Origin of the sequence: Streptomyces sp. NPDC007025 (genome assembly GCF_042869455.1) — a bacterium.
Taxonomy (GTDB): domain Bacteria; phylum Actinomycetota; class Actinomycetes; order Streptomycetales; family Streptomycetaceae; genus Streptomyces.
Genome location: NZ_JBIAFT010000011.1, coordinates 246,653 through 268,149, shown reverse-complemented (window position 1 = coordinate 268,149; position 21,497 = coordinate 246,653). Strand labels below are relative to the sequence as shown.

The following is a 21,497-nucleotide window of genomic DNA, read 5'->3' as shown; positions in this document are numbered from 1 at the left end:
GGGCCAGCGGGACGGATCCACCATGACCAGCGGATACACGGGTCCCGGGGATTTCGGTCGGGACCCGTTCGAGGAGTTCATCGCGCACTTCCTGCGCGGAGCCCGGCCCGGGAACGGCGGACAGTTCAGCGATCCCCGCTACTACGACTTCCTCCGGCTGATGAGCGAGCCCGCACGGCAACTCGTCTCCGACGCGGCCTCCTACGCGGCCGAACACGGCAGCGACGACCTGGACACCGAGCATCTGCTGCGGGCGGCGCTCGCCGCCGAGCCCACCCGCAGCATGGTCTCCCGGGCCGGGGCCGACCCCGACGCGCTCGTCGCCGAGATCGACCGCGAGGTCGGGACCGGACAGCCGCGCAACTCGCTGTCCGTCAGCCCCGCGGTCAAGCGGGCGCTGATGGACGCGCACGAGATCGCACGCGCCCGCGGCGCCTCCTACATCGGCGCCGAGCACGTGCTGGTCGCGCTCGCCGCCAACCGCGACTCCACCGCCGGCCAGATCCTCAACTCCGCCCACTTCGACCCCCGTTCGGCCGCATCGGGCGGGGGCTCCGGCGCCGGGCAGGGCGCCGGAGCGGAAGCGCCGGCCCGCGGCGGTCCGGAGGCGCGCCCCAGCAACACCCCCAAGCTCGACAAGTTCAGCCGTGATCTGACCGAGCTGGCCCGCGAGGGGCGGATCGACCCGGTCATCGGGCGGGACGAGCAGATCGAGCAGACCGTGGAGGTCCTCGCCCGGCGGGGCAAGAACAACCCGGTGCTGATCGGCGAGGCGGGCGTCGGGAAGACAGCCATCGTGGAGGGCCTGGCCCAGCGGATCGCCGACGGCGACGTACCCGACAACCTGCTGGGCAGGCGGGTCGTCCAGCTCGACTTCGGCAGCGTCGTCGCGGGCACCCGCTACCGGGGCGACTTCGAGGAGCGGCTCACCGGCATCATCGACGAGATCCGCGCCCACACCGAGGAACTCATCGTCTTCATCGACGAGCTGCACACCGTGGTCGGAGCCGGAGGCGGCGGGGAGAGCGGCTCGATGGACGCGAGCAACATGCTCAAACCGCCGCTCTCCCGGGGCGAGCTGCACGTCATCGGCGCCACGACCCTGGAGGAGCACCGCCGGTACATCGAGAAGGACGCGGCGCTGGCCCGCCGCTTCCAGCCGGTCCTGGTCCCCGAGCCCACCGCGGCGGACGCCGTCGAGATCCTGCGCGGCCTGCGGGACCGCTACGAGGCCCACCATCAGGTGCGCTACACCGACGAGGCACTCGTGGCCGCGGTGGAGCTGTCCGACCGCTATCTGACCGGGCGCTTCCTGCCCGACAAGGCCATCGACCTGCTGGACCAGGCGGGCGCCCGGGTGCGGCTGCGTACCGCGACCCGCGGCACGGACGTGCGGGCGCTGGAGCGCGAAGCCGAGCAGGTGCGCCGCGACAAGGACCAGGCGGTGGCCGCGGAGGACTACGAGCGGGCCACCCAGCTGCGGGACCGGCTCGCGGAGCTGGAAGAGGCGGTCGGCCGCGACGGGCACAAGCAGGAGGCCCGCTCCGGCCACCGGATCGTGGAGGTCACGGTCGAGGACATCGCCGACATCGTCTCGCAGCAGACCGGCATCCCCGTCAGCAATCTCACCCAGGAGGAGAAGGAGCGGCTGCTCGGGCTGGAGGAGCGGCTGCAGCGGCGGGTGGTCGGGCAGGACGAGGCGGTCACGGTCGTCGCCGACGCGGTGCTGCGCTCGCGCTCGGGCCTCTCCAGCCCGGAGCGGCCGATCGGCAGCTTCCTCTTCCTGGGACCCACCGGCGTCGGCAAGACGGAGCTGGCCCGGGCACTGGCGGAGGCGCTGTTCGGCTCGGACGAGAAGATGGTGCGGCTCGACATGAGCGAGTACCAGGAGCGGCACACCGTCAGCCGGCTGGTGGGCGCCCCGCCGGGATACGTGGGGCACGAGGAGGCCGGGCAGCTCACCGAGACCGTGCGGCGCAACCCGTACTCGCTCCTGCTGCTGGACGAGGTGGAGAAGGCGCACCCCGACGTCTTCAACATGCTGCTGCAGGTCCTGGACGACGGGCGGCTCACCGACTCCCAGGGCCGCACGGTCGACTTCACCAACACCGTCATCGTGATGACCAGCAACCTCGGTTCGGAGGCCATCACCGGGCGTGGCGCGGTGCTCGGATTCGGCGGCGGCGAGGAGACCGACGAAGGCGCCCGGCGCGATCGGGTGCTGCGGCCGCTGCGCGAGCACTTCCGCCCCGAATTCCTCAACCGCATCGACGAGATCGTGGTCTTCCGGCAGCTCGACGACGCGCAACTGCGGCAGATCACCGACCTGCTGCTGGAGGAGACCCGGCGCCGGGTGCACGCCCAGGATCTGGAGATCGAGTTCTCCCCCGCAGCTGTCGGGTGGCTGGCCCACCGCGGCTACCAGCCCGAGTACGGCGCCCGTCCGCTGCGCCGCACGATCCAGCGCGAGGTCGACAACCGGCTGTCCCGGATGCTGCTGGGCGGCGATCTGGCGCCGCACTCCAGGCTGCTGGTCGACGTGGCGGACGGACAGTTGGAGTTCCGCACCGAGGGGCGTGCGGATCTGGCCGGGGCGCGGCGCTGAGGCGCGGGCCCGCCCACCACCGGGGCCGGGGCCTGAGCACGGCGCGACTCCGGGCACGGCACCGGGCCGGCGTGTCGCCGTACCGACGGGCGTCGCACATGCGCGGCGGCGCCGCCCGCCCACCCGGAGCATGCCCCGCGCGGCGGCGGGATCCCGCACGGGTTCGACGCCGGGGCTCGGCGGGCATGCACTCCCTACCGGGCGTGGCAGCCCCGGTCACCGCGGCACGATCGAGGAGCCACCCGTTGGGAGACGTCACATCGCAGGAGCGGCACCGGGAACGCGTCCCGGGAGGCGGATCCCGTCCGCTCGGGGGCGCCGGGTCGGCGCCCCCGGACGCGCCGGGCACCGGCGCCGATCGCGGAAGCGGCCGCCCCGGGCCGGACGACGGGAGCCGGGAGCGGGAGCAGCCGCAGGACGTCTGGCCGGTCGTCTCCGCGCTCGCCCGCGCCTTCGACACGCACGGCGAAGCGCAGGGCATGACGCGGGAGCAGCAGTGGACGCTGCAGGTGCTGAAGCTCTCGGAGGAGACGGGCGAGGCCGCCCAGGCGGTCATCGGCGTCCAGGGCACGAACCCGCGCAAGGGATACAGCCACGCCTGGGAGGATGTGCACGCGGAAGTGGCCGACGTGGCCATCACGGGTCTGGTGGCCCTGGCACGCATGCGGCCGGACGACGCGGCGGACTTTCTCGGGAGGCAGCTCGCGCGGCAGGCGGCCCGGTTCCCGGCCGCCTGGGGCCCGGACTCGGAGCCGTCCCCCGCGGACGGCGGACAGGCGCCGCCCTCCGGCGCCCCGTACCGGGCGTGACGGCTTTCAGGACGCGGAAGGCGCCCCCTCCGGGGTGAGGAGGTCGCTGCGGCGGGCGGGGCGGGTGAGGGCGAGGAGCGCCTGGTCGTCCTGGGCGGGGCCGGAGCTGTGCCGGTGCACGTCGGTGACCAGGAAGTCGAGCACGGTGGGCGGGTCCGCCGGGTAGCCGGTGTTGCGCCGGTAGGCCTCCAGCATCTGCGAGATCCGCTCGGCCGGCCGGTAGAAGGTGCCGCTGCGGTCCCGGGCCTCGGTGACGCCGTCCGTGAAGCACAGCAGCGTCCCGCCGGGCGGCAGGTCGTAGGTCTCCACGGGCGAGGCCCAGGATCCCAGCGTCGTGATGCCCAGCGGCGGCGCCTCCCGGGCGGGCTCCAGGACGCGGGCCGGGCCCGCCGGGTCCAGCAGCAGCGGCGCGGGATGACCGCGGTTGACGAGGCGGACCCGTGCCAGGTCCTGGGTGAACTCCACGAGCAGCGCCGTGGTGAAGCCCTCGGACTGTTCCAGTCCGCCTTGTCGCTCCCCCTCCCGGACGAGCGTCTCCTCCAGGGTCTCCACCACGGTGGGCAGATCGGCGCAGTGGTCGGCGGCGTAGCGGAACGCGCCGATGTCCGCGCTGACGACCGCGATGGCGGACAGTCCCTTGCCGCGCACGTCGCCGATCATCGCGCGCACCCCGTAGGGCGTCTCCTGGACCACGTACAGGTCGCCGCCGATCAGGGCGGTCTCGTCGGCGGGCACGTAGCGCGCGGCGACCCGCAGTCCGCCGGTGCGCTCGGGCGGGGTGGGCAGCACCGCCTGCTGGGCCACCTGTGCGGCGTGCCGGGCCTTGTCGGCGGAGGCGTGGTGCGAGCGCAGAGTGCGGTTGAGGCCGACCGCCAGCGCGGTGATGGCCACCAGGGTGAGCTGGGTGCCGATGCCGCTCTGCGGCCCGAACGTGCCGTTGGAGTAGGCGAGCCCGGCCTGTGCCGCCATCGCCGCGACCCCGACCGCGATGATCGTCGGAGGTTCCAGCACCGGCGCCGCCACCACCGGTGCGACGGCGAGCAGCGGTGCCGTGGAGACCCAATGGCGCGCCAGCAGGTCCAGCCCGACCGCGAGCACCAGCACCCCGGCGGGAACCCACCGGTAGATCCGTCGCCACACCCACACCTGACTCACCCGGACATCCTGCCCCGCGACCGTGCCGCCGTGCGCGTCCCCGCACCGCCGGGTCGGAAGGTTGTGGCGCACCTCCGCCCGCCTGCCCCGCACAGGCCGGTCGCCGAGGGGCCCCGCACGCTCCCTCGCGGGGACGGACCGGCGGCGCCCGCCCTCCGGCCGCCTCCGGTACGCCACCCGGCCGTGCCTCCGGTGCCACCGCGCGCGCCCGGTCGGCACCCGTCGGCGGGAGGGTCTCAGGGTGCGGTCAGCGCGGTGAAGTCCCGCACGAAGCGGGTGAGGAGGCGGGCCAGGGCCGCGCGGTCCGGTTCCGGCCAGTCGCGCAGGGCTTCGGCCACGACGCTGCCGCGGAACTCCCTGACGCGGGCGAGCAGTGCTCGCCCTTCGCCGGTGAGCACCAGGAGTGAGCGCCGCCCGTCCTGCTGGTCGGCCTCCCGGCGCAGCAGCCCCGCGTCCCGCGCCTGGGCGGCCAGCCGACTGGCACGCGGCTGGTCGACCCCGAGCACCGCGGCCGCCTCGGTGACGGTGAGGGTGCTTCCCGCCTCGTCCTCGGCCGCGACCGCGTCCACGAGCTCGACGACCGCGTCCGGCAGTCCGGCGTGCGGTCCCGTGCGCTCACCGCGCCGCTCTGCGAGCCGGGCCAGCGCACGCCGCTTCTGCGCCCGGCGCAGCGCGACCAGCGCGGACTCCAGGGCCGCGACATCGGGTTCCGGGTTGTCCACGGCACGCTCCCCACCGCCCAGGCTGCTGTATGACCAATCACATTCACATGTTAGTTTACATGCATTACTCCCTGGGGACGGAGGTCGGCATGGACGCGACCAAGCCCATCGGCTACTGGCTCAAGCACTTGGACAACCTGCTGGAGCGGCAGTTCGACGCCACCCTCGCCGATCTGGACATCGGCCGTCGGCACTGGCAACTGCTGAACACTCTCAGCCGCGGCCCGGCCTCACGCGAGGAGCTGACCCGCGCGCTCGCCCCCTTCTGGCAGCCGGGTGCGGTGGAGCCGGCGGAGGTCCTCGACGGCCCCGGGAACAGCCTCACAGCCCGCGGGTGGGCAACCACCGGGGGGCAGAAAATCGCCCTCACCGCGGAGGGGCACGCCGCGCACGCCCGGATCGCGGACCGGATCGCGCACAGCCGCCGCACCGTACTGGGCGAGCTCACGCCCGAGCAGTACACCGCGACGGTGCGGACCCTCTCGGTCATGGCCGCGAACGTGGAGGCCGACCTCGCCTCCGGCGGGCGCCCGGCCTGAGGCCTGAACGCCGAGCGGTGACAACGGCTCCCGGACGGCCCGCGGCACCCCGGCCGGGCTCCGCGAGGCCGGCCCGGCCGGCTCGGGCAGGCGGGACGGGCTCAGGCGGGCGGGGCCGGCAGCGCGGCGAGCCACTCGGTGAGGATCCGGTTGATCTCCTCCGGACGTTCCTGCTGGATCCAGTGGCCGCAGTCATCGAGGATGTGCGAGGCGTGCAGACCAGGAAGAGTCGCGGGGTAGGCGTCGACGGCGTCGGCCATCCAGGTGGTGGAGGCGTCCCGGCCACCGCCGGCGAACAGCGACGGCTGGGTGAGCGGTGCGCCGTCGAGGTCCGCGAGCTCCTCCCAGTCCCGGTCCATGTTGCGGTAGCGGTTGAGCGCCCCGGTGAACCCAGTGCGCTCGAACTCCCCCGCGAAGACGTCGAGCTCCCCCTCGGTCAGCCAGGTGGGCAGCCGCCCGGTGGGGAACCGGTCGCGCATCCGGCCGCCCGGGGCGACGAAGTGCGGGTCGGGCGCGCCGTCCGCGGGCATGGTCTCCGCGGACAGCGCGGCGTAGACACCCGCGAGCCAGCCGCGCACGTCGGGCTCGATCTCGCTCTCCGCCCGGCCGGGCTGCTGGAAGTAGGAGATGTAGAACTCCTCGCCCCGGCCGATCCGGGAGAAGACCTCGGAGGGCCGGGGGCCGCCGCGCGGACTGTAGGGGACGCTCAGCATCCCCACGGCCCGGAAGACGTCCGGCCGCAGCAGACCGGAGTTCGCGGCGATCGGGGAGCCCCAGTCGTGCCCGACGACGACGGCGGTCCGCTCCCCCAGGGCGTGCACGACCGCGACGTTGTCCTCCACCAGGTCGAGCATTCGGTAGGCGGCCGTCCCGGCAGGCTTAGAGGAGCGGCCGTAGCCGCGTACGTCGAGCGCGACGGCGCGGTATCCGGCCGCGGCCAGCACGGGCAGTTGGTGGCGCCAGGAGAACCAGGACTCGGGGAAGCCGTGCACGAGCAGCACCAGCGGACCGGCGCCCTGTTCGACCAGATGGATCCGGCCTGCCGGGGAGGGCACCAACCGGTGGGTCGGGGGCGGGATCCGGTCGGTCCGGTCGGTCTCGTCGGTGGCCTGCCGGGACATCTACCCCTCCGGAACTGCGGAACCGTCGAACGCCGCACCCGGCCGGCGACCGGGCACCCTGGCGACGATCATGGGGCCTGTCCCGCCCGAACGCCACCCCCGCAGCGCGCTCGGGCGTCGAGGGCGCCGGAAGCGCCCGGCCGCGCCCGCCCGCCGTCAGCTCTCCGCCGCCGCGGAGCGCGAGCCCGCGGCGGGCAGCAGCCGGAGCTTCTCGTCGCTCTCCGAGCCGGGGACGGCCGTGTACACCAGCAGTGCCTGGCCCTGGTCCGGATCGAGGAGCACCTGGCAGTGCACCTCGATCTCCCCCAGTTCGGAGTGCAGGAACCGTTTCGGCTCCACCCGGGGCGCCCCGACCTCATGGGCGCTCCAGTACCGGGCGAACTCCTCGCTGACCGCCAGCAGTCGTTCGACCAGCGCCTCGGCCCGGCTGCCCCGGCCCTGCCGGGAGTAGGCGGCCCGCAGTCCGGAGGCGAAGAACCGGCTGTGCCGCGGGTGGTCCTCCCCCGGGTACAGCAGCCGGGCGGCCGGGTCGGTGAACCAGCGGTGGTACAGGCTGCGGTCCGCTCCGGTGAACCGGGACTCGTCGCCGAGGAGCCCGGTCGCCAGCGGGGTCTGCCAGAGCGTCTCGGCGAGGTCGTTGATGACCTGCGCCGGAGTGTCGTCCAGCCTGCCCAGGATGCGCATCAGTCCGGGGGTGATGTGGTCCGAACCGGTCCGCGGAGGTGCGTTGTGCCCCGCGACCTGGAAGAGGTGGTCCCGCTCGGTGAGCGACATATGCAGGCCCTGGGCGATCGCGGCCAGCATCGGCGCCGACGGCTGCGGGCCGCGCTGCTGCTCGAGGCGGCTGAAGTAGTCCGTGGACATGCCGCTCAGCGCGGCCGCCTCCTCACGGCGCAGTCCCCTGGTCCTGCGCCGCGGGCCGCGGGGCAGCCCCACGTCCTCCGGCTGCAGAGCCTCCCTGCGGGTGCGCAGGAAGTCCGCGAGCTGTGCTCGGTCCACGGTCTGCCTCTCCCTGTCCGTCGCTCGCCGGTACGGTGCCATTCTCCCTCGCTACAGGAGCATGCCGCCCGATGCCTCGATGCGCTGGCCGGTGATCCAGGAGGTGCCCTCGGCGAGCAGCGCCGCGGCGGCTGCGCCGATGTCGTCCGCCTCGCCGACCCTGCCCATCGCGGTGACCGCGCCGAGAGCGGACCGGGTCTCCTGCTGGTCGCGGACGGCGCCGCCGCCGAAGTCGGTCGCGGTGGCGCCGGGGGCCAGGACGTTGACGGCGATACCGCGCGGTCCCAGTTCCTTGGCGAGATAGCGGGTAAGGACCTCGACGGCGCCCTTCGCCGCGGCGTACGCGGATGTCTCGGCGGCGACGAAGCGGGTCAGCCCAGTGGAGGTGTTGAGGATCGTGCCGCCGTCCCCGAGCAGTGGGAGCAGCGCCCTGGTGAGGAAGAAGACGCCCTTGACGTGGACGTTCATCAGCCCGTCGAATTCGTCCTCGGTGGTCTCCGCGAACGGCTTGTGCACGCCGTGTCCGGCGTTGTTGAGCAGGATGTCGAAGTTCTCGCGGTCCCAGTGCTCCTCGAGCACTCCGCGCACGGTGTCGGTGAAGGCCGGGAAGGCGGCGGTGTCCGAGGTGTCCAGCGGCAGCGCCACCGCTGTCCGGCCCAGCGCGCGGAGCTGGGCGACGACGGCCTCGGCCTCGTCCGGGTGCGAGCGGTAGGTGAGCAGCACATCGGTGCCGGCCTCGGCGAGGTGCAGCGCGGTGCTGCGACCCAGCCCGCGGTTGGCACCGGTGATCAGAGCGATGCGGGTCATGCCGTGTTCTCCGTTCACGAAGCGGGTTCCTGCAGCTCAACGGTGCCGCGTACGGGGAACGGGAGGAAGGCAGCAGCTGTCCGGGGATCGCCGGTCCCCCCTTAGGGTGCGAGGGGGCGGTGGAGAACAGGGCTTCGACCACCGTGAACTTCTCCGCCCGTTCCGCCGTCGAAGGCTGTGCACGGTCCGACAGCGGGGGACAGCACGAGCAGGGACACGATCAGGGAGTCGACGAGAGCGATGGCACCGGACGCGGACATGACCTACGCCACCCCGAGGGCGAACCGGCGCGCGCGGACGGCCCCTGCCGCGAGCGGCAGCCCCTTCACGCGCCGCGGCCGTCCCCGGCATCCGGCGAGAGCCGCCGCGTCGGTCGCCACGGCGCTGGTGGCGGCGGGGCTGCTGGCCGGGTGCGGCGGCCAGGACGGCGGCGCTCCGGAACTGCGGCGGGTCTCCGGTGAGGCCACGCCCGCGGGAATCGCCTCGTCCGGCAAAGAGAAGGGCGGCAGCGGGAAGGAGAGCGGCGGCAAGGACAGGAAGGGCGACGGTGAGCGCGCCGAGCCCTCCGCCTCGTCCTCCGAAGGCTCCGGCAGCTCCGCGGACGGCGGTTCGGGCGGCGGCGGCGCGGAGGCCGGCGGCGACGGCACAGAGCCGGGAGCCGGCCCGGGAGGGGCGTGCGCGGCCTCCGACCTCCAGGCGTCCATAGGCCCCAACCACCCCGGGGCCGGCCAGCACCACCACGCGCTGGTCTTCACCAACAGCTCCGGCAGCGCCTGCACGATGAGCGGCTTCCCGGGGTTCGCCTTCGTCGACGCCTCGGGCAACCGGGTCTCCGTTCCCCCGCAGCGCGAGGGCGGCAGCTCGCAGCAGGTCGAGCTGGCGCCCGGTTCGAGCGCCTGGGCACCGCTGTCGTTCGCCGATCCGCGCATGACGGGTACCGCGACCGTCACCCCGGACGGCGCGCTGCTCACCCCGCCGGACCAGCAGTCCTCGTTGCGGGTCGGGTGGTCCGGCGGTCCGGTGACCGCTTCGGGGGACGCCTCGGTGCCGAAGATCGGCCCGGTCTCCCCCGGCACCGGCGGCTGAACGCCGCGCCACGTACGCAGTCCGCAGACCTCGGAAGGACCCAGATGAGCGAGCAGCGCACCGACGATCCCCGCGTCCCGGCGGCGGACTCCGTCCCGTGGTGGGCCGGCACCGGGCCGATCGGCGGAGTCGTGCTGATCCTGCTGGGCCTGGGGGCGGCCGCCGCGCTCGTCGTCACCGGCCACGCGGCCCCGGACGCGTACCTGAACCTGTACGGAGCCGCCAAGATCGTGGCCGTCGGGCTGGTCGTCGCGGGCACCGGCCTGCTCGCCAAGCGGCGCCGCACGCCTGCGACGTGCGACGCCGACCGGCCGGACGAGGCTCAGTAGCCGGGCACCGGGCCCGCCCGCTCAGTCCGCGGCGGACCGCGGGCGCAGCACCACCGGGAGGGTCTGGTGGCCGTTGCTGATGAGCGAGGGAACGGGGCGCAGCTCCTCCTCCGGGACGCCCAGCCGGGCGTCGGGGAAGCGGGCGAAGAACTTCTCCAGCGCCGTGATGCCCTCCAGGCGGGCGAGCGGGGCGCCGAGGCAGAAGTGCACCCCGTGGCCGAAGGCGAGGTGCTCGGGGCCGGGATCGGTGCGGGTGAGGTCGAAGGTGTCCGCGCTCTCGCCGTGCCAGTCGGGGTGCCGGTTGGCGGCGGCGTACGAGGCGAGGACCGGCTCGCCCTTGGCGATGACCTGACCGTCGGGCAGCGGGATGTCGCGGACGGCGAAGCGCAACGGCAGGTGCTTGACGGCCGGTTCGAAGCGCAGCGTCTCCTCCACCACGTCGGCCCAGTTCGCGCGGCCCTCCCGGACGAGCGCCAGCTGCTCGGGGTGGGTGAGCAGCACGGTGATGGCCTGGTCGAGGAGGTTGACCGTGGTCTCGTACCCCGCACTGATCATCAGCAGCAGCGTGTCGCGCAGTTCGGCCTCCGAGAGCGCCGACCCGTCCCCCTCCTCGTCCCTCGCGTCGATGAGCAGGGAGGTCATGTCCTCGCCGGGCTGCTCGCGCTTCTCGGCTATCAGCTCGTCGAGCACTCCGTAGAGGCTCGTGGTGTTGGCTGCGGCCTCCTCGGGGGTCAGCGTGGTGGCGAAGACGTTGTCGACCAGTTGGCGGAAGCCCGCACGGCGCTCCGCCGGCACTCCCATCAGGTGGCAGATCACCTGGATGGGCAACGGGTAGGCGAACAGCTCCCGCACATCGGCCGCTTCCCCTTCCGGGGTGCGCGCCAGCACGTCCAGCAGGTCGTCGACGATGCGCTCGACGCGCTCGCCGAGCGCCGCCACCCGGCGTGCGCTGAAGGACGGGGCCACCATCCTGCGCAGCCTGCGGTGGTCGCTGCCGAACGAGGTGAACATGTTCTCCACCGCGACCCAGAGCGCCAGCGGCCAGGTGGGGACGGTCTCGGCGAACTGCGGCCAGTGCTGCCGCGCGTCCTTGGAGACGTCCGGGCCGGTCAGCAGCTTCTTGAGGAGGACCGGGTCGCTGACCGACCAGGCGGTGACGCCCAGCAGGTCGACCCGGGTCGCCGGCCCCCGTGCATGGAGGGCCTGGTGTTCACCGTGCGGGTCGCTGCCGGTGGGATCGAGAGTCAAAAGCTCGGGAACAGACACGGTGAGTCGCAATCTCCGTTCGCGGGGCGGGGAATTGACGCGGTGACGCCTGCCCACAGTACGAGCCGATCACGCGTCCGTGTAGGGGTCAGACGGTGCAAGATCATCTCACGTCGCGCGGCATGCGCCAGGGCCAGGCGGCCCGGCCCGCCGGCCGCACGCTCCACACGAGCGCGGGGCCGGTGCGGATGTCTCCTCTTCCGGACGTGACCGGACTGCCGAAGGCAGCGCGTGCGACGGAGAACCGACGGTGCGGCGTATCCTTCCCGGCGCGGCCGGCGCGGGAGCGCCGCGGTGGCCCGCGGCCGATTCCCGGGCCGCTCCCGGGCGGTCTGCGGACGCACCCGGAACGGGTCACGGTGCCCCGGGCACACCGGCGGGCGGTCCGCGACCGGCCCCGGCCGGAACCGGTCGACGGCGGTCCCGGCCGGGTAGCAGTGCCGGGTCCCCTCAGTTTCCGCCCAGGGACACCACACCGCCCAGCAGCGTGCCCAGGGCCTTCTCCGCGACCTTGAGGGCGGCCTGTTCAGGAGGGGTCAGTTCATCGGTCTGCGGCACGGAGGCTTCGGCGGCCGCAGCGGCCGGTGCCACCGCGAGGACGGTCGTGGCCAGCAGCGTGGCCAGGGCCAGTACGGATCGACGGAACATGCGCGCTCCTCAGGAGACGTCCGGGGCAGTACGACACCCAGCGTCCGGGAGCGGCCGGCGACGGAGCCGACGGCCGGTCCGGCGCTGCTGCGAACGGACCAGCCGGTGCCACTCGTGCGGCCGTTACCGCGGGTTCACTGTTCGACGCCGCCGAGCAGCCGCTCCGCGCGTTCCTCCACCAGTCGTACCGCACCGGGCTGGCGGCCGGGGACCCGGCGGCGCAGGAGGACCAGCTCCGGTGCCAACTCGCGGGCGGCCTCCCCCTCGTCCAGGCACTGCCACTGGTGATGGGCCCGGTCCACGGCGCCCTCCACCTCCAAGGCCCGCTCGGACTCGCCGCGTTCGAGACGGCCCCGGGCAACCCGCAGCCACAGTTCGCAACTGCGGTCCGGGGCACCGGCCAGCCGGGCGAGGTCGGCACGGACCTCCACCCAATGCAGCGCTCCCTCCGAACCGGGCCCCTCCGTACGCTCGGCAGCCTCCTCCCAGGCCACCGCGAGCGTCTCGGCCTCCTCGTGGCGCCCGGCGCGGGCCGCGGCCATGATCGTCTCGTGCGGGTCCTCGGCCGGCTCGGTACGCGGGCCCGGGGCCCCCGGGGGCGGCGGCGCGGGCCGGTGCCGGGGTTCAGCTCCGTGCCCGGGTTCCGGCTCGGCACCGGGCGGCCCGTATGCGGCCGGGACCGGCTGCGGGTACTGGTCGGCGGACTGCCACTCCGCGGGGAGGTCCGGCGGGAGCCCGTGCTCCCCTCCGTTCGGGCTCACGGGTGCGGCAGCGGGCCGGTAGCCGTTCGGCGGTTCGGCCGCCGGTTCCGGGGCCACGGGTGCCGCGGCCGCAGACGAGGCGACGAACAGCGCCTGCTCGTGCTCCGTCGTACCGGAGACGGCCGCCGCCCGCTGATGCAGCTCGGCGAACGGCATCCGGCCGCCCGCGCGCCACAGCCGAATGCACTCCAGCAGATAGGCGGGCTCCATGGGGGCGTTGCCGCCGCGCAGCCGGCGCCACGCCGACTCGCGGCTGTTCCGCACCACGCGGCCCAGCACGGCCACCCCGGGGACCTCCGGCAGGCCGCCCGCCCGGACCGCCTCCCAGGCGCCGGGCTCGGTGGCCACGTCCAGCAGCACAGTGGTCGACCCGGGGGGCCGCACGGCCAGCTCCGCTGTCAGCCACTCCCAGGGCAGCCCGCTGTACCGCACCGCGGCCGAGTGCTGGCCGGGCGCTCCCAGCCCGATGTGCAGGCCCCCCTTGCGCGGATCCTTGCGCAGTTCTCCCACGACGACCACCAGGAGCCGGCCGGAGGCACCGGCCACCAGGCGCACGCGGGCCAGCACCATCTGCGGGTCGACCGGACCGGCCAGTTCGACGACGTTCACCGCGCCGGGACCCGCGGTGTGCACGTCCGCACCGGCGAGTATGCCGCTCCAGGACACTCCGCCCAGGCCCGCCATCACGACGCCGACGTCCATCAGGCCCCCGCCGACACCCGCCATCACCAGCACCCCGTCGCTCGCGCCTTCGGAGCCCGCACCCGGAACCGACACCAGAACCCCCCACACACCAAACCGATCAGAACACGGACAGTTGTCAGCCCAAGGCCCCGGTGGGCCGTTGCCGCCACGCGGATCGCAGGCGGCCCCTGCCCGGCCGTGTCGGGCCGGTGGCGCACTCCTGCCGGGCCCGCAGCCGAGCCCCTTGCTACGGCGACCTCCAAACCTTCGACGGCGGACTCCAATTCAACACGACGGCGTCGGCGTCGGCGATCCGGCTGCCGCCACCCGACCCGACCTGCGGGACATTGCGGCTGATTCGGACGCCGTGCCGGTTCGCCACCCTCAAGAGTGAATTCCGCGTGGCTCACTCCGATGGTTGGCATACGACTCCCGCGCGGAGCGAAGAGTGACGACCCGACGGGAAACCCATCAAGAACGCCATCCAATTCATCGAAAACGATCTACATCGATCAGACAAGAGCAATGCAATGGCAATTCCTCGCGCGGAAGTTCGACAGCGGGCCGACTTTCCCGCCGAGCGGCTGCTCGTGCAATTGCCGATGAATTTGCACGGTGCAGAAGCTCATGGCGTCCGACGCATCTGGAGCTGTAGCTTCCGCGGGAGGGGGACCGCAACGGAGGGATGGGAGGGGAGAGGAACGTTGAACGTTCGTATGCCCTTGCCGTGCGAACAGAGCGCCGCGCCCACGGCGCAACCACAGACCTGCCGGGAGTCGGAGCACCTCGAATCCGCACCGGAGGCTCCGGTGGCCTTCACCGCATTCTGCGTTCTCTACCGGCAACGGTATCTGGAGTACGCGCACAACCGCCTGGCCGATGCGCGACAGGCGGACGCCGTTGTACGCCTGGCCTTCGCCGAGTTGGCCGACCAGTGGGACCTGGCGCTGCGCAGCCCGCACACCAACGCGTACGCCTGGCGGCTGCTCAGCCGCCGCATCCGCGACCACGCGCACGGAGCGGCGGACGAGCCAGGAGAGCGTCCGGGCGGCGAGAGCCCCGCCGGACACGAGGGCCACGCCTTCCTCCCGGACCACACGGACGACACCCGCGTCCTCCTCCAGGACCTGGGCATGCCGCTGCTGGAGGCGACCGAAATGATGGGGCACACCGCTCCCCGGCCCCGCTGAACCGCCGGGAGACGGACGCGCCCTCGCTGCCCCCGTGCGCTCCCGTGTGCCGCCCGCGAGCGGGCAGCCATCTCCGGGGAGGTGGGCGGATGCACGGCCCTGAAACGGTCGGATGGCTGCTGACGGCGCTCTGCGCGGTCACGGGCGTCTCGTGCCTGCTGCGGGCGCGCGGCGCGGGACCGGGCCGGCGGTCGGAGGCGGGGGGTGAGGCCGTGATGGGGCTCGGGATGGCGGCGATGGCCGCACCGGCCCCCTGGAGCGGAACGCCCGCGACGCACACGGTGTCGGGGTGGGTCTTCGGCGGGTTGTTCGGCGCGCTGCTGGTGCGGGAACTGCGGCTGACGGCGACTGTGCGGCACACCGGCGCCGGGCCGGGACGCCATCTGCACCACCTCCTGGGTAGCGCGGCGATGGTGTACATGTCGCTGGCGATGGCCCTGGGCCCGCCCGCCGGAGCGGCCGCGCACCACTCCGGAGCGGGCGGTCTGCCGCTGGTGACGGGGATGCTGTTGGTCTACTTCGCCGGATACGTGCTCTGGACGGGGACGCGTCTGATGCCGGCGGGCGCCGCCCCGGGGAGCGGCCCGGCCGCACGGAGGACAGCCGTGCCGCCCGTGGCCCGGCAGGCCGGGGTCGCGGCCGGCTGCAGAGTCGCCATGGGGGCGGGGATGTTCGCGATGCTGCTCGCCCTCTGAGGAGTGTCCGCACCGGAGCGGAGGCCCTCCCGGACGCGGGCAGCGGCCGGAAACCCGGCAGGGCTGTGAACCGCGTCACTTCTGCGCCGCCGGGCGTATCACTGTCTCGTAACGGCCTTCTAGGCTGAGCGGTATGACCGTCCCGCTCGCGCTGATGGTGCTCGCCCTGTTCGCCGCGGGTCTCGCGCCGCGCGTACTGACCCGCTCCACCTGGCCCGACCGGGAACCGGTGCTCGCCCTGTGGGCGTGGCAGTGCGTGGTGGGAGCTGTGCTGCTGTGCTGCTTGCTGGCGATGGCCCTCTCGGGTGCCGCCGCCTTCACCGCGGTACGCAGCCACGTCTTCGCCGGGGCGCCGCACGGTGTGGCCGAGGCATACTCCTCCAGCACCTCCGCGCCCTGGGCAGGCGCCCTGAGCGTGCTGCTGGCCTGCGGGGGTGCCTGGACCGGAGCGATGCTGCTGCGGGAGATCAGGGACGCGCGGGCCAGGCGCCGCAGGCGGCGGGCGGAGCTGCGCGAGCGGGCGCCGCGGCTGCCCGGCGAGAGCGCCTCCCCCAGCGAGCGGCTGGTGGTCCTGGAGGAGGAGAAGCCTGACGCCTGGTGGCTGCCGGGCGCCAACCCGCAGTTGGCCATCACCACCGGCGCACTGGGCCGGCTCAAGGGCCGGCAGCTGGACGCGGTGCTGGAACACGAGCAGGGACACGCGCGGGCGCGCCACGACTGGCTGCTGCACTGCTCCTCGGCGCTGGCCGCGGGGTTCTCGCGGGTGCCGGTCTTCGCGGGCTTCCGCGACCAGGTGCACCGGCTGGTGGAACTGGCCGCCGACGACGCCGCCTCCCGCCGCTACGGCAGGCTCACGATCGCCCTGGCCCTGGTGGAACTGAACGAAGGGCGCGGGGTCTTCGGGCCCTGCCCGACACCGGTGGCGCTGGTGCCGCAACGGGTGCACCGGCTGCTCGCGCCCGGACCGCGACTGTCGGTCAGTCGCCGGCTGCGGATGACGGCGGTGGCCTCCCTGGTACCGGTGATCCCGGTGCTCGTGGCGTTCGCTCCCGGGCTGTCCGCGCTGCGCCACTGACCCGCTCCCGGGCCGGCCCCCGCCGTCCGGCGCGGAACACCCGCCGGGAGTTGTACCGCTACCGGTGTCAGGGGCGATGATCGGGGCATGCGAGGTGCTACCCGTGCCGGTCCGGCAGGCGCATGGCAGGCCGCAGCGGCCGCCGCGCTGGGTGCCGCGGCCGTACTGCTGACCAGCCTGGCCCTGCTGCCCTGGGAGCCACTGGCCGTGCTCGACCGGGGTACCGCCTCCGGGCTGCACACGGCGGCACTGGAGCACCCGGCGCCGACCCGGACCATGCGGGTCCTCACCGACTGGGTGTGGGATCCGTGGACCTTCCGGCTGCTGCTGGCGGCGGTGTGCGTCCGGCTGCTGTGGCGCGGGGAGCGTGCGGTGGCGTACTGGGTGGCGGGCACGGCACTGGTCGGCGCCGGGGTGCAGCAGGGGATGAAGGCGGCGCTCGGCAGGGAGCGGCCGCACTGGCGGGAGCCGGTGGCCTCGGCGGAGTACAGCGCGATGCCGTCGGGGCACGTGCTGACGGCCGCGCTGGTGTGCACGGTGCTGCTGTGGCTGTGGTGGGAGCGGGGAACACCGGTGACCACCTCGGGGTGGCGGACGGGGCTCGGCACCGCCGCGGTGAGCGTTCTCGGCGTCGCGTTCACCCGGCTGTGGCTGGGCGTGCACTGGCTGACGGACACCGTGGTGGGCGCGCTGCTGGGGACGGCGGTGGCCCTGGCGTCCGCGGCCGCGTGGGCCGCGCTGCGGCCCGGGGAGCGGCTGCCCGGCCCCGCGTCCGGATAGCCCGCCGGCAGCCGCCCGGTGGCCGCTCAGGGCTTGCGGGCCACCGCGCCCACGTTGTCGACCTCTTCGGGCTCGCCGAAGGGGAGCGCCTCGGGCCGCCAGCGGGTGACCGAGACCAGCCCCGGTTCCAGGACCTCCAGCCCGTCGAAGAACCGGAGGATCTGCTCGCGGGAGCGGTTGACGCGCGGGTTGTCGCTGGTGCGGTTCCACTGCCGCACCATGGCACGGACCGCCTCCGGGCTGACCACTTCGGCCGAGTCGCTGAACACCAGATGGCTGCCGGCCGGGAGAGCCGCCGTCAACCGCGCCACCACGTCGTAGGCGCTGTCGTCGGTGAGATGGGCGACGACGCCGAGCAGCATCAGCGCCACGGGCCTGTCGAAGTCGAGTATCCCCGCCGCGCCCTCGAGGATGGCGTCCGGATCGCGCAGATCGGCGTCGAGGTAGTGGGTGACACCCTGCGGCGTGCTGGTCAGCAGGGCGCGGGCGTGCGTGAGGACGAGCGGGTCGTGGTCCACGTAGACGATCCGTGCGTCAGGGGCGATGCGCTGGGCGACCTCGTGGGTGTTGTCGACGGTGGGCAGACCGGTGCCGACGTCCAGGAACTGGCGGATGCCGAGATCCCCCGCGAGGTGGCGGACAGCCCGGCACAGGAAGGCCCGCTGAGCGCGGGCCGTGGTCACGATGCCGGGGTTGGTGCGCGCGATCTCGTCACCCACCTGCCGGTCGACGTCGTAGAAGTCCTTGCCGCCGAGCCAGTAGTTCCAGATTCGCGCCGAATGCGGCAACGTGTTGTCGATCTCTCTGGGGTCCGGTCCCGGCACCATGGCTCTCCCCTGCCCTCGGCGGTGTGTACGTCGTGCGCTGTGTGCGCACCAACGTACCGGGGACGGGCAGTGACCGTACCGGGGGCTGCGGCCGGAAGCCGGCCGGGGAAAGCCGCGGCGCAGGAGGGATGTTGAGCGGGCGCTCGTCCTCCGGAGTCGCTCCCGGAACCGCCGATGCCGGTACGCTCGGCCGGACCTCGCCGGTCCGCCTCACGGGGCGCCTGGTCGACGCCGATACCGGGGCGATCCCCCGCGTCGCCCCGATATCGGCTGCTGCAGCGGGCGTTCCGGCTCCCCTGGAGGCGAACACCCGAAGTCGTGCTGAATATATTGGCTGCCGGCCAGTCAACGCAGGAGTTACAGGATGTCCCCCCGGAGCGCATCGGTCAATGAAGAGTTGCGCCGACGCTCGCGTGAACGCCTGCTGCAGGCGACCGTCGAGCTGGTCGCCGAGCACGGGTACGAGTCGACGACCCTGGGCGCCATCGCCGACCGGGCCGGCTCGGCACGCGGGCTCATCTCGTACTACTTTCCCGGCAAGCGGCAGCTCTTCCAGTCGGCGGTGCACCGGCTGATGCATCTGACGCTGACCGAGGCCCTGGAGCGCGGACCGTCGCCGGAGGGACCGGACGGCGGACGGGAAGTGCTGGCGCGGGCCATCGACGCCGTCCTCGGACTGGCGTGCTGCCAGCCGGTGCTGATGCGTGCCCACATGGCCGGGATCCTGCAGCAGGAGGGCTTCGTGCGGTGCGACGAGCAGCAGCGCCTGGCAGCTCTGCTGCGTGGCGTCGTGGTCCGCTACGGCTCCCCCGACCCGGACACCGACTATCCGCTGCTGCGCGCCAATCTGATGGGCGCCGTCGTCGCGGTGCTGCTGCCCGGTGCGCCGATGCCGCTCGGACGGCTGCGGGGAGAGCTGTTCGCCCGGTACGGCCTCGCCTGGCGGCAGGGGACGCCACCGGAAGGGGAGGAGGGCCCCGAGGTGTCGCATGCGGCCCGGGTGCGGCAGTTGGAACGGCTGCGTCCGTGCGGTTGGGGCACCGGCTCCGGACCGCACGGCGGGCCGTGAGCCGCGCGGGGCCGCGGCGCGCCGCGCGGGTCGCGGCACCGGCACGCCCGGTGGAGGCGACGGCGGACTCCGCGTGGCCACGGAAGTACGCACGGGGCTCGTAGCAGGCGCCGCGTGCGAACGGGACCGGCGCAGGACGGCGCAGTTGCTCTGCACGGACCGCGCCGTCCGCCGTTCAGCGCCGCCGGCGGGCGTGACGCGGGCTCAGCAGCCCCGCGTCGCGGGCGCTCGCGATGACGCGCAGCGACTTGCGGCGGCTGTGCCCGGTGACCCGCATGACGGCCAGCACCGGGTCCTGGCCCTGCGCCCGGGCCGCGGAGTAGGCACCGGCCGCCGTGTGCAGCGCTGCCGTGCCGCTGAGACCGGACGGCCGCCTCCGCCGTCCCGCGGGCGCGGGCGGTCTCCGCTGCGTGGCCGCCGCGGGGGCCGGTACCGGTACGGGATGCTGCGGGGGCGCGGACGCCGGCGGTGCCGACCGCGGCGGGACCGGGTGCGGCGCCGCGGGCAGCACGCAGGGCCCGGTGGTCCGGACGGTGGGGCCGAGCGCCGGTGGCCGGAGCGCGGCGGGGCAGGCCAGCGTCAGCGGTTCGCCGAGGCGCGGCGCGAGCTCCGCGAACTCCCGGAGGGTCAGCGGCGGATCGGCCCGCACTTCCTCCAGCCGGATGCCGCCGTCCACCACGGCGGCCACCATCTCCACCTGGGTACCGTCCGGCCGGCTGACACCGACGGCGAACCAGGGCGCCCCGGCGGAATGCGGGACAGTACCCGCGCCGCTGCCGTAGCCGCGCAGTTTCCACGCGGGCCCGGACGGCGGCGAGGGCCGGCCCGCGGACGGACAGCTTCCCCGCCGGCAGGACTGGTCCGACGCGCAGCACGGACATGAGGATCTCTCCGACACGGCGGCACCGTAGCCCCGGCGTCGGCGGCCGGGCCCGCGCGGCGCGCTCGGCCGGGCCCGGGGCAACCCTGACGACGGAGGCGGTCGCAGCCCGTTCGGCGCACCGGTATGCCGCCGTTCGGGGGTCCGGTGCACGCCTCCGGGGGCCGAACGGGCGCCGCGGACACCGCCCCGGGACGCCGTCCGGGCAGTCCGGCCGGGAGTGTCAGTGGGCGGGTGCAGACTGTTCCGTGTCCCGGACGACTCGGGGACGGACACCTCGGACAACGACGTCTCGAAGGCGGTGCCGCAATGGCGGACGTACTGCTCGCGGTAGGTACGAGAAAGGGCCTGTTCCTCGCCCGGCGGCCGGTGGCCGGGCGAGGCGGGGCGGACTGGGATTTCACCGGCCCGTATTTCGACGCGCAGGCCGTCTACTCCTTCAGCATCGACCGGCGGGGCTCCACACCCAGGCTGCTGGCCGGAGGGGACAGCGCGCACTGGGGCCCCTCGGTCTTCCACTCCGACGACCTGGGCAGGACCTGGAAGGAGCCCCCGCGGCCGCCGGTGGCCTATCCGCGGGAGACCGGAGCCTCCCTGGAGCGTGTCTGGCAGCTCCAGCCCGGCGGGGAGGACGAGCCCGGTGTGGTCTACGCCGGGACGGAGCCCGGCGGGTTGTTCCGCTCCACGGACGGCGGCGAGTCCTTCTCCCTCGTCCACGCGCTGTGGGAGCACCCCACCCGACGGGAGTGGGCGCCCGGTGGCGGCGGTCTGGGCCTGCACACCGTCCTGGTCGACCCGCGGGACACGCGGCATGTGACCGTCGCCGTCTCGACGGGCGGCGCCTACCGCACCCGGGACGGTGGCGAGAGCTGGGAGCCGTGCAACCGCGGGGTCTCCGCGGTGTTCCTGCCGGAGGGCCGCCGCTACCCCGAGTACGGACAGTGCGTACACAAGATCGCGCGGGACGCGGAGGATCCCGACCGGTTGTATCTGCAGAACCACTGGGGCGTCTTCCGCAGCGACGACAGCGCCTCCAGCTGGCATTCGATCGGCGACTCCCTTCCCTCCGACTTCGGATTCCCCCTCGCGACCCACCCGCGGCGCGGCGGCGTGGCCTACCTCTTCCCGCTCAACGCGGACGCGGACCGGGTGCCGGCGGGGCACCGTTGCCGCGTGTTCCGCACCCAGGACGCGGGCGGCAGCTGGGAGGCGATGGGCGCGGGCCTTCCCGAGGCCGCTCACTACGGACCGGTGCTGCGGGACGCGCTGAGCACGGACGACGCGGACCCGGCCGGGATCTACTTCGGGAACCGGAACGGCGAGGTCTTCGCCAGCGCGGACGAGGGCGAGAGCTGGCGGCAGCTGGCCTCGCATCTGCCGGACGTGCTGTGTGTGCGGGCGGCGGTGGTCGACTGAGGAGATCCCCGCGTGCGGACCGCAGCGCCCGGCT

21 protein-coding genes are annotated in these 21,497 nt (G+C 74.0%); 11 read left to right on the top strand and 10 right to left on the bottom strand.

All coding sequences use genetic code 11. The annotated features are described in order from the left end of the window. Positions 1–22 precede the first annotated feature (22 nt). Together ACFYMO_RS22695 and ACFYMO_RS22690 are read left to right on the top strand one after the other, a co-directional pair. On the top strand, positions 23–2,605 hold the full coding sequence (locus ACFYMO_RS22695; RefSeq protein WP_366771605.1) for an ATP-dependent Clp protease ATP-binding subunit: 2,583 nt from the start codon (positions 23–25) through the stop codon (positions 2,603–2,605). Positions 2,606–2,850: 245 nt separating this feature from the next. After that, entirely contained in the window at positions 2,851–3,414 is a 564-nt protein-coding gene (locus tag ACFYMO_RS22690) for a MazG-like family protein (protein ID WP_388548458.1), read from the top strand. A 6-nt stretch (positions 3,415–3,420) separates the two neighbouring features. Here ACFYMO_RS22690 and ACFYMO_RS22685 read toward each other — a convergent pair whose 3' ends face one another. Both ACFYMO_RS22685 and ACFYMO_RS22680 read right to left on the bottom strand, forming a co-directional pair. Further along, a complete protein-coding gene (locus ACFYMO_RS22685; protein WP_388548455.1) occupies positions 3,421–4,569 on the bottom strand; it encodes a PP2C family protein-serine/threonine phosphatase in 1,149 nt (382 codons plus the stop codon). Between the two features lie 236 nt (positions 4,570–4,805). Beyond that, on the bottom strand, positions 4,806–5,291 hold the full coding sequence (locus ACFYMO_RS22680; protein ID WP_366771601.1) for a MarR family transcriptional regulator: 486 nt from the start codon (positions 5,289–5,291) through the stop codon (positions 4,806–4,808). 59 nt (positions 5,292–5,350) lie between these two features. Between ACFYMO_RS22680 and ACFYMO_RS22675 the strand changes: the two genes are divergently transcribed. After that, positions 5,351–5,830, top strand: a complete 480-nt coding sequence (locus ACFYMO_RS22675) for a MarR family transcriptional regulator (protein WP_366771600.1) — start codon at positions 5,351–5,353, stop codon at positions 5,828–5,830. Positions 5,831–5,931: 101 nt separating this feature from the next. On the opposite strand, the gene ACFYMO_RS22670 is transcribed toward ACFYMO_RS22675, so the two are convergent. The 3 genes from ACFYMO_RS22670 to ACFYMO_RS22660 all read right to left on the bottom strand — a co-directional run bounded on the left by ACFYMO_RS22670 (position 5,932) and on the right by ACFYMO_RS22660 (position 8,757). Continuing rightward, positions 5,932–6,951: an alpha/beta hydrolase gene (locus tag ACFYMO_RS22670; protein WP_366771599.1), complete on the bottom strand. Its 1,020-nt coding sequence runs from the start codon at positions 6,949–6,951 to the stop codon at positions 5,932–5,934. A 156-nt stretch (positions 6,952–7,107) separates the two neighbouring features. Further along, positions 7,108–7,950 carry a helix-turn-helix transcriptional regulator gene (locus tag ACFYMO_RS22665; RefSeq protein ID WP_366771598.1) on the bottom strand — a complete coding sequence of 281 codons (843 nt, stop codon included), beginning with the start codon at positions 7,948–7,950 and terminating at the stop codon, positions 7,108–7,110. 51 nt (positions 7,951–8,001) lie between these two features. Next, on the bottom strand, positions 8,002–8,757 hold the full coding sequence (locus ACFYMO_RS22660; RefSeq protein ID WP_366771597.1) for an SDR family oxidoreductase: 756 nt from the start codon (positions 8,755–8,757) through the stop codon (positions 8,002–8,004). 240 nt (positions 8,758–8,997) lie between these two features. Here ACFYMO_RS22660 and ACFYMO_RS22655 point away from each other — a divergent pair, with 240 nt between their 5' ends. Next, positions 8,998–9,843 (top strand): DUF4232 domain-containing protein, encoded by an 846-nt coding sequence (locus ACFYMO_RS22655; protein ID WP_366771596.1) that lies wholly within the window; start codon positions 8,998–9,000, stop codon positions 9,841–9,843. Between the two features lie 44 nt (positions 9,844–9,887). Continuing rightward, positions 9,888–10,172, top strand: coding sequence for a hypothetical protein (locus ACFYMO_RS22650; protein ID WP_366771595.1), 285 nt, complete (start codon positions 9,888–9,890; stop codon positions 10,170–10,172). 21 nt (positions 10,173–10,193) lie between these two features. Here the strand turns inward: ACFYMO_RS22650 and ACFYMO_RS22645 are convergent, their stop codons facing one another. From ACFYMO_RS22645 to ACFYMO_RS22635, 3 genes are all read right to left on the bottom strand, one after another. Further along, positions 10,194–11,438: a cytochrome P450 gene (locus ACFYMO_RS22645; RefSeq protein WP_366771594.1), complete on the bottom strand. Its 1,245-nt coding sequence runs from the start codon at positions 11,436–11,438 to the stop codon at positions 10,194–10,196. A gap of 450 nt (positions 11,439–11,888) precedes the next feature. Beyond that, positions 11,889–12,086, bottom strand: a complete 198-nt coding sequence (locus ACFYMO_RS22640) for a hypothetical protein (RefSeq protein WP_366771593.1) — start codon at positions 12,084–12,086, stop codon at positions 11,889–11,891. Positions 12,087–12,220: 134 nt separating this feature from the next. Continuing rightward, entirely contained in the window at positions 12,221–13,624 is a 1,404-nt protein-coding gene (locus ACFYMO_RS22635; protein ID WP_366771592.1) for a hypothetical protein, read from the bottom strand. Between the two features lie 716 nt (positions 13,625–14,340). On the opposite strand from ACFYMO_RS22635, the gene ACFYMO_RS22630 reads away from it, so the two are divergent. The 4 genes from ACFYMO_RS22630 (at position 14,341) to ACFYMO_RS22615 (ending at position 17,271) form a co-directional block, all read left to right on the top strand. Then, on the top strand, positions 14,341–14,721 hold the full coding sequence (locus tag ACFYMO_RS22630; protein ID WP_366771591.1) for a hypothetical protein: 381 nt from the start codon (positions 14,341–14,343) through the stop codon (positions 14,719–14,721). A gap of 89 nt (positions 14,722–14,810) precedes the next feature. Continuing rightward, entirely contained in the window at positions 14,811–15,416 is a 606-nt protein-coding gene (locus ACFYMO_RS22625; protein WP_388548446.1) for a DUF5134 domain-containing protein, read from the top strand. A gap of 133 nt (positions 15,417–15,549) precedes the next feature. Then, positions 15,550–16,491 (top strand): M56 family metallopeptidase, encoded by a 942-nt coding sequence (locus tag ACFYMO_RS22620; RefSeq protein ID WP_366771589.1) that lies wholly within the window; start codon positions 15,550–15,552, stop codon positions 16,489–16,491. An 87-nt stretch (positions 16,492–16,578) separates the two neighbouring features. Next, entirely contained in the window at positions 16,579–17,271 is a 693-nt protein-coding gene (locus ACFYMO_RS22615) for a phosphatase PAP2 family protein (RefSeq protein ID WP_366771588.1), read from the top strand. A gap of 26 nt (positions 17,272–17,297) precedes the next feature. Here the strand turns inward: ACFYMO_RS22615 and ACFYMO_RS22610 are convergent, their stop codons facing one another. Beyond that, a complete protein-coding gene (locus tag ACFYMO_RS22610) occupies positions 17,298–18,098 on the bottom strand; it encodes an SAM-dependent methyltransferase (protein ID WP_366771587.1) in 801 nt (266 codons plus the stop codon). A gap of 364 nt (positions 18,099–18,462) precedes the next feature. Between ACFYMO_RS22610 and ACFYMO_RS22605 the strand changes: the two genes are divergently transcribed. After that, on the top strand, positions 18,463–19,167 hold the full coding sequence (locus ACFYMO_RS22605; RefSeq protein ID WP_366771586.1) for a helix-turn-helix domain-containing protein: 705 nt from the start codon (positions 18,463–18,465) through the stop codon (positions 19,165–19,167). A 175-nt stretch (positions 19,168–19,342) separates the two neighbouring features. Here ACFYMO_RS22605 and ACFYMO_RS22600 read toward each other — a convergent pair whose 3' ends face one another. Further along, positions 19,343–19,957: a DUF6214 family protein gene (locus ACFYMO_RS22600; protein ID WP_388548526.1), complete on the bottom strand. Its 615-nt coding sequence runs from the start codon at positions 19,955–19,957 to the stop codon at positions 19,343–19,345. A 399-nt stretch (positions 19,958–20,356) separates the two neighbouring features. Here ACFYMO_RS22600 and ACFYMO_RS22595 point away from each other — a divergent pair, with 399 nt between their 5' ends. Continuing rightward, the gene (locus ACFYMO_RS22595) at positions 20,357–21,463 is read left to right on the top strand and encodes a WD40/YVTN/BNR-like repeat-containing protein (RefSeq protein WP_388548440.1); all 1,107 of its coding nucleotides are present in this window, start codon (positions 20,357–20,359) and stop codon (positions 21,461–21,463) included. Positions 21,464–21,497 lie beyond the last annotated feature (34 nt).

Bases quoted from the DNA above. Each gene is read 5' to 3' on its own strand.
- ACFYMO_RS22695 (WP_366771605.1), top strand. From the start codon at position 23: ATGACCAGCGGATACACGGGTCCCGGGGATTTCGGTCGGGACCCGTTC.
- ACFYMO_RS22675 (WP_366771600.1), top strand. From the start codon at position 5,351: ATGCATTACTCCCTGGGGACGGAGGTCGGCATGGACGCGACCAAGCCC.
- ACFYMO_RS22670 (WP_366771599.1), bottom strand. From the start codon at position 6,951: ATGTCCCGGCAGGCCACCGACGAGACCGACCGGACCGACCGGATCCCG.
- ACFYMO_RS22660 (WP_366771597.1), bottom strand. From the start codon at position 8,757: ATGACCCGCATCGCTCTGATCACCGGTGCCAACCGCGGGCTGGGTCGC.
- ACFYMO_RS22655 (WP_366771596.1), top strand. From the start codon at position 8,998: ATGGCACCGGACGCGGACATGACCTACGCCACCCCGAGGGCGAACCGG.
- ACFYMO_RS22650 (WP_366771595.1), top strand. From the start codon at position 9,888: ATGAGCGAGCAGCGCACCGACGATCCCCGCGTCCCGGCGGCGGACTCC.
- ACFYMO_RS22640 (WP_366771593.1), bottom strand. From the start codon at position 12,086: ATGTTCCGTCGATCCGTACTGGCCCTGGCCACGCTGCTGGCCACGACC.
- ACFYMO_RS22625 (WP_388548446.1), top strand. From the start codon at position 14,811: ATGCACGGCCCTGAAACGGTCGGATGGCTGCTGACGGCGCTCTGCGCG.
- ACFYMO_RS22620 (WP_366771589.1), top strand. From the start codon at position 15,550: ATGACCGTCCCGCTCGCGCTGATGGTGCTCGCCCTGTTCGCCGCGGGT.
- ACFYMO_RS22615 (WP_366771588.1), top strand. From the start codon at position 16,579: ATGCGAGGTGCTACCCGTGCCGGTCCGGCAGGCGCATGGCAGGCCGCA.
- ACFYMO_RS22610 (WP_366771587.1), bottom strand. From the start codon at position 18,098: ATGGTGCCGGGACCGGACCCCAGAGAGATCGACAACACGTTGCCGCAT.
- ACFYMO_RS22605 (WP_366771586.1), top strand. From the start codon at position 18,463: ATGTCCCCCCGGAGCGCATCGGTCAATGAAGAGTTGCGCCGACGCTCG.
- ACFYMO_RS22595 (WP_388548440.1), top strand. From the start codon at position 20,357: ATGGCGGACGTACTGCTCGCGGTAGGTACGAGAAAGGGCCTGTTCCTC.